This is a genomic window from Paenibacillus sp. 01L418 (assembly GCF_056400045.1).
In genome coordinates, this window is record NZ_JBFTSN010000358.1 from 1 (window position 1) to 6,661 (window position 6,661).

At 42.1% G+C, this 6,661-nt stretch carries 7 protein-coding genes; 3 read left to right on the top strand and 4 right to left on the bottom strand.

What is annotated here, in order from left to right; translation table 11 throughout:
* Positions 1 to 186: 186 nt before the first annotated feature.
* Both AC1DSE_RS27505 and AC1DSE_RS27510 read left to right on the top strand, forming a co-directional pair.
* A complete protein-coding gene (locus tag AC1DSE_RS27505; protein WP_179089790.1) occupies positions 187 to 483 on the top strand; it encodes a DUF3055 domain-containing protein in 297 nt (98 codons plus the stop codon).
* Between the two features lie 50 nt (positions 484 to 533).
* Positions 534 to 812, top strand: a complete 279-nt coding sequence (locus tag AC1DSE_RS27510) for a hypothetical protein (protein WP_339207766.1) — start codon at positions 534 to 536, stop codon at positions 810 to 812.
* Between the two features lie 171 nt (positions 813 to 983).
* Here AC1DSE_RS27510 and AC1DSE_RS27515 read toward each other — a convergent pair whose 3' ends face one another.
* On the bottom strand, positions 984 to 2,339 hold the full coding sequence (locus AC1DSE_RS27515) for a dicarboxylate/amino acid:cation symporter (RefSeq protein WP_076267838.1): 1,356 nt from the start codon (positions 2,337 to 2,339) through the stop codon (positions 984 to 986).
* 310 nt (positions 2,340 to 2,649) lie between these two features.
* Positions 2,650 to 3,426 (bottom strand): phytanoyl-CoA dioxygenase family protein, encoded by a 777-nt coding sequence (locus AC1DSE_RS27520; RefSeq protein ID WP_441878929.1) that lies wholly within the window; start codon positions 3,424 to 3,426, stop codon positions 2,650 to 2,652.
* Between the two features lie 125 nt (positions 3,427 to 3,551).
* On the opposite strand from AC1DSE_RS27520, the gene AC1DSE_RS27525 reads away from it, so the two are divergent.
* Positions 3,552 to 4,439, top strand: a complete 888-nt coding sequence (locus AC1DSE_RS27525) for a helix-turn-helix domain-containing protein (protein WP_477528516.1) — start codon at positions 3,552 to 3,554, stop codon at positions 4,437 to 4,439.
* Between the two features lie 20 nt (positions 4,440 to 4,459).
* Here AC1DSE_RS27525 and AC1DSE_RS27530 read toward each other — a convergent pair whose 3' ends face one another.
* Positions 4,460 to 5,224 carry a metallophosphoesterase gene (locus AC1DSE_RS27530; protein ID WP_477511030.1) on the bottom strand — a complete coding sequence of 255 codons (765 nt, stop codon included), beginning with the start codon at positions 5,222 to 5,224 and terminating at the stop codon, positions 4,460 to 4,462.
* A gap of 109 nt (positions 5,225 to 5,333) precedes the next feature.
* Positions 5,334 to 6,661 (bottom strand): ABC transporter ATP-binding protein (locus AC1DSE_RS27535; RefSeq protein WP_477528517.1); only part of this gene is annotated, 1,328 nt, incomplete at its 5' end.

The following is a 6,661-nucleotide window of genomic DNA, read 5'->3' on the forward strand; positions in this document are numbered from 1 at the left end:
CGTATACATAGTCACGAATAGATCCTTTTGCATCACGCGACGATTCGGAATTGTAGTTCATATCATTGTATCCCTCCTGATGGCACTGCTATTACTAATGTACCATAGCTTGTATAAACTGCAATAAGCCAAAGCAGAACATAATATTGTATAATGATTGTATTAATGAATTGGAGGCTATACTTTATGCTGTTGCCTGATTTTGATTTTATGTCCGATTCCACGGAAGAAACGTCTACAAGATACGTCACTTTTATTGGACCTAGCYTGAAGCGATTCGACCTTGCTATTACATCTACTAGCCGTTTTTACGGCAAGAAGCTGATTACTGATTTGCAGTTTGGCAAAACAGCGATTATCGGTCCTGATGACCTTGAAGAGGAAGGTTATCTTGAACATACGTTTAAGCTGACAGAAGAAGAAGCGGCTGAGCTCGCTCAATTCTTATACTTTGTTGTTGGAACGGTGCATTTTACCGATTAATCAGGGTACACTAAAATGGTAAACTAATACCATTTGAGAGGAGTCTGCTGATGGATCGATTTGTTCCTGAAAATCGCCAGCCCTATACAGATGTATCAACAGTAGAATCGCAGCGCAACGATCTCATTCCGGAGGAGTTTCCGGATGGACCGTATGGCTCTGATCTGCTGATGGAATCGCTAGGAAAAAGTACGCCTTGGAGAGTGGATCAGCGACCATCCAATCGCTTCGCTTATGAGAATCGAGCGCTTCATGCAGGAATGCCTCGTGACTATCCAGGTGAAGATGAATACGACCATGATTTTCCTGAAGTACATGATGAACCTTAAACCAAGCAAAAACGCCTTCGGCGTCCTTAGACGCTGAAGTAGCTTTGACGGTGAAATATAAGATAAGTATGAGAAAATTATATACTTTCTTATATTTAAACAAAGCCCTTGGATAACACGTCATATCACGTGTTTCCAAGGGCTTTTTTCCAAGCTTATTTATACGTTTGTTTATGCAGGATTAAGCTCTAGGTCATCTTCGTCACCGCGGTTGAATGCTTCACGATCGAATTCGCCTTCGGAATCTGCTACAAGCAATGCAGTAACCGTAGTACCCGTAGCATTAACAGCCGTACGACCCATATCAATTAGAGATTCAACAGCAACAACGAGTGCAATACCTTCTAGCGGTAGTCCAACTGCTGTCAATACAACTGTTGTCGAAATGGAAGCTGGACCTGGTACGCCTGCTACACCAATTGATGAAATTACACTAACAAGTACGATAAGTACATAATCTGTTGCAGTAAGCGATACACCGTAAACTTGTGAGATAAATACTGCTACAACAGCCGGCCAAACCCCGCCGCAGCCGTTAAAGTTCATTGTAGCGCCAAGCGGTGCTACAAAGCTCGCGATTTTTGGTGAAATGCGAAGGCGCTTCGTAATAACTTCAAGATTGACCGGAAGCGTTGCAAAGCTGCTGCGTGTTGTGAACGCTACCGCTACCGTAGGATATGCTTTTTTGAAAAATTTCAAAGGATTAACCTTAGCGACAAAAGATACAAGGCCGCCAAAGACGAATACAAAATGCAAGAGCAATGCGATATAAGTTACAAGAATTAACATGGCAAGCGGTTCGAGTGTTTCCCAACCATATCTAGCAGCCATAACTGCAATCAAGGCATACACACCATACGGTGTAAAGCGAAGAACGAACTTAACAACCTGGTGCATAATCACTGTTGCCGATTGAATGAACGCTTTGAACGGTTGAACAGAATCCGGATTTTTTGCTCCTACCTTAACGATTGCGATAGCAATGAATAGTGCGAAAATAAGAATTGGCACTACTTTACCCTCTGCAGCATCGTTAATCGGATTCGAAGGCACTTGATCCAATATCACTTTGAAAAAGCTTGGAACTTCACGCGCTTCAAAATTTTCAGGTGTTTTAAGCTCGAAGCCTGCACCCGGATTAATAGCAGATGCTACTAGAAGTCCGATAATTGCGGCTACACCTGTCGTTGCAAGAAACCAACTGATCGTCTTAACGCTAAGCTTGCGTAGAAACTCAAGATTCGTAATCGAGATAATACTGTTAATAACGAGAACAAATACGAGCGGAATAACGATCATCTTAATTAAATTAATGTAGATGGAGCCAATCGTACCTACGCCCTCAGTATCTAGTTTAAAGTTGTTAAAAATGATACCTGCCACAAGGCCAAGGCCAAGTGCGACCAATACCCTCGTTCCGAAGCTTACACGTTTTTTGGCCATAAAATAAAGACCGCCAAGTATTATTGCTGATACAACTAAACTGATCCAGTTTGTTTCAATTGCTGTCAATAAATTATTTTCCATAATACAACAATCATCCTTTCTGTCTACACATTATGATTAATAGCAAAAATTAACTCTTAAAATCAATTTCTTTTTTAATTCCGATAAGAATACTCTACTTTGCAGAAACAAATATATCATCGTTCTCAAACTTATGTCAATATGATTTTTCCACAGCTTCCAGAGAAATATTCGTTTAGCTTTTTGGAGTTTCGATACTATAAATATGTAGAGCTCTTTCAAGTATTACTTCGCACAAAAAAGAGACGTATAACAACCTTTTGCATCCGGTTGTATACGTCTCTTAGTGGCGTAACTTCAGTATAATTAGTTACTCCGTAATTTCAAATTTTGGTTTAACATTGTTGAAATCAAGATTTTCTCCACTAACCATAAGGCCCATGCCCCAATCAAAATGAGTATTTACAGAAGGTTTGTCGGCTGCATCACGATATTGGAACAAAACGTTTCTTCTCGTTCTGTCACTGCGGTTAACATCCGATCCATGTATCGTCAAATAGTTGAAGAACAGCACATCCCCTGCTTTCGCCGGGCAAAGCGTTCCAGATGAAATTGGATATTCCTTATGGTTGAGATAATGTCTTCCCACATGATTCAGCGGTCCTTCCAAATGAGAACCTGGGATAACCGCTAAGCAGCCATTTTCTGAATCGGCATCATCAAGATGAACGCTTGCAGCAAGCATCGAATGGTCGTTATGAGGGAAATATGGATAATCTTGATGCATAGGAAATGCTGCTCCATTCGCAGGCGGCTTCACAAGCATTTTGGAGTGATGAAGCTGTACATTGGGACCGATGATTCCATTCAGTACGGATACCATATTCGGATGAATGACTGCCTTAGTAAAGGAGGCATCATGATAATGCACATCATGGAAGCCTTTCAGAACGAGCTTCTTAAGCTGCTCTGGCGGGAGGAAATCTCCTTGCCATGCGTGGTTATGATCTGCCTGAGCAAGCGCCGCTCGTTGAATAACCCGCTCAACAGCCGCTCTCATCTCTACTACTTCTTCATTGTTAAACACGCCTCTAACAAGCAAGTAACCATTTTCTTTATAAAATTGCACATCTTCATTAGTGATCATGTTCATTCCCCTTATCGTATAATTAATGTGAATATGGTTTAATTATAGATAGGATATAGTGCAATCGTATTTACCTGTTAACGACATAATTTTGCATTATTACGCCATAGGAGCTGATCGTTCATATGTACGTTTGGTCAAAAAGCGAGGAACGCTTAAATAGATATGCAAGATTGCTGCAAGGTGAGAGCTTGACCATCCATGTTTATTATTGGGGAGCGGTACCAAAGCTTGTTGCAAATGCTGTTCATAAGCATTCTTTTTTTGAGGTTTGTTACGTGGCTGGAGGTACCGGTATTTATGAGGAAGGCGGAAYGGCTTATCCTCTGCATGAAGGCGTGCTTTTTTGCTCGCGGCCAAATATCCGTCATCAAATAAGAGATGTAGATCAATTGGATTTATTATATGTTGCCTACGAGCTCGATGAGAAGCTTTCTAAGCCGGATGAATTCGAATATTACAATCAGTCTTTAAACAGCGGCACGATTTGGATTGAAAACCAGCAGCATTCTCCAACAGCTCAAATTTGGAAATCGCTGCTCATTCCAAGCGAAGAAATGTTCGCTGTGCCAATCGCCTTGCTGAATCAGCTGGCACATGCCTTGATCCTAACGTTTCCTACAATTGTAGGTGGGAGGAACAAAAATACAGAAATCATTTTGCCCGCATCCAATGCAGCTATCCTCATTAGCCGCGCAAAGCTGTACATACGCGATAATTTAGGCGCTAATTTGAGCTTATCGGAGGTTGCCCGCTACATTAATGTGTCGGAGCGCCATCTATCTAGGCTTTTTTCGCAAAGCGTTCATGAATCGTTCTCCATGCTTGTTAGACATGAGCGAGTCCGCGTGGCGGAGCAGCTGCTATCACAAACAGCAACGCCGATTAAAACCATCGCTGAGCGCTGCGGCTTCTCATCCGTACATTATTTCTCCCGAACGTTTGCCGAAGCAAAAGGCATTCCTCCAGCTGCCTTTCGCGAGGCAAGCCGCAGAAATACCGATGATGACTAGATGCATCTCTGATTCATTGATTATAGGTCATGAATCGTAATCTCGCTTCTGACCATAAACCTTGCGTTAACGCCTGCTTGACCGATGCCTTTGGAAATGTAAAAGGAGCCATCCTTATTGTGATGAAGGCCTTTGTAGATCCCTTTCACGGACAACGGGCCCTTTGGCTTTAATGCAAAAAAGAACGGCACGTTCAGCTGCTTCCCATGCAGATGACCGGCCATTAAATATTGAAAAGGGCGATTAATTTTTAGAACGACATTAGGATCATGCGTCATAATGACGACAGGCTTGCTATCATCCATACCTCTAAATGAAGGTAAGATTCGGCTATGATGAGAGCAGTCATCGTCGATTCCGACAAGCTGAAAATCATCGAGCATGACATTCTCGTTACGCAGCACCTTAATCCCATAAACGCCAAATAGATCGAGCAATTTCTTTAAACGCGGAAGCTCATAATCATGGTTTCCGAGCACTGCATAGACAGGTATTCCGCTGTCTGCTATAGCTTTAAAGTAATAGCCTACCCGCGTCAAATAGTGTTCTTTATACGTATAATCGCCGGTCAGAAAAATGTAGTCAGGCTGCACGGAGGCAATGACATGCTGAATTCGCTTTGCGCTTATGCGCAGCCTGTCTACATGCAAATCGCTTATTTGCAATATGCGTTTGTTAATGCCAATGGGATGTGTAATTTTTTCGATTTTCAACCACTGGGTTGGGAGGATAAAGAGCAGGTACAAGAGAAGCACGGTTATTCCGAGCGTTAGTATAATAGCCAAATGTGTCCTCCTAATCATTGAAACCAATTCTGAGTTAATCTATCCAAAGGAGTAAATGCCTGTCCCTGTCATGAACTTTACTACTCTAATTAGTATAGTAAAGTTACGACTATAAAGCTACTTGCAGCTGGTTGCCTAACAAACGGCTGAACAGTCCTTTTTTATCCTCAGCGAGCATGATAAAATGGCCCGTTTGCACGATTTTCCCATTTTCCAACACGATAACCTGATCTGCATTCCGAATGGTCGATAAGCGATGAGCAACGACGATAACGGTCATTTTTCCCTTAAGCCGCTCTATGGCTTCTTGAATTTTTGTCTCGTTCAAGCTGTCTAGTGCACTTGTAGCCTCATCCAAAATAAGGATAGATGGCTTTCTTAATATTGCTCTAGCCAAAACGAGTCTCTGACGCTCCCCGCCTGATAAACGTATTCCACGATCACCAATAATCGTATCGATGCCATCCGGAAGCTTGCGAACAAATTCAGCCGCAGAAGAGAACTCCATCGCTTCCCATATTTGATCTTCCGTCGCATTCGGATCGATTAATATTAAGTTATCTCTAATCGTCCCATGGAACAGAAACGGCTCCTGCGGGACATAACTGATTGATCTTCTTAACGACAACAGATCCTCATCTGTAAGCGTCTTGCCGTCAATGAGCACATGACCAAGTTCTGGCTTCATAAGTCCCATCATTAGATCAATTAATGTGCTTTTTCCCGCGCCTGACTGTCCAACAATGGCGGTCATGCCATTAGCAGGGATGCTCAGATTAATAGCTTCCAGCGTATACTCCGGCTGCTCCTCGTCATACCGAAAATAGACATGGCGGCATTCGAGCTGGTGTTGGAGTGTCAGAGGTAAAATATGCTCTCCGCCTAAACTACCTACATCCTCTAATTCTCTGGCCTTTATGCACTCCTCTTGCAGTTCCATCAAAACTTGAAAAGCAGGCAAAGAGGAAGCAATCTGTTCCATGCTGGCTTGAATACCAGTAAAACGTGGCCATAAACGTGAGAAGATGACCAAGATGAGTACTAAATATCCGCCTTGGCTCTGAAACAGCATCACTGAAATGAAAACAAAAAAAGCAATCATTATAGCTGAAAACAGCTTGTAAAAGAGCTGCGAATTACTTCGCACCTTTGAATTTTCATACCGTTCCCGTGAGATATCACTCGACCAATTTAACAACCAACGATATCGAGATGATTCAAGCAGGTTACTTTTAATATCTTTCATCCCATTAAAATGATCCGTAATACCGGCTAAATAACTTTGAGCCAGCTCAATCGTCGTGCTCCCAATCATTCTTGATTGCTTAATAAATCTTCTGGAGAGAAATGCTATAACAAGCCCACAACATAAAACGAATAAAGTCATTTTTATGGATATGAACAAGGCAATTCCAATTTGAATAACCGTAAAGGCTA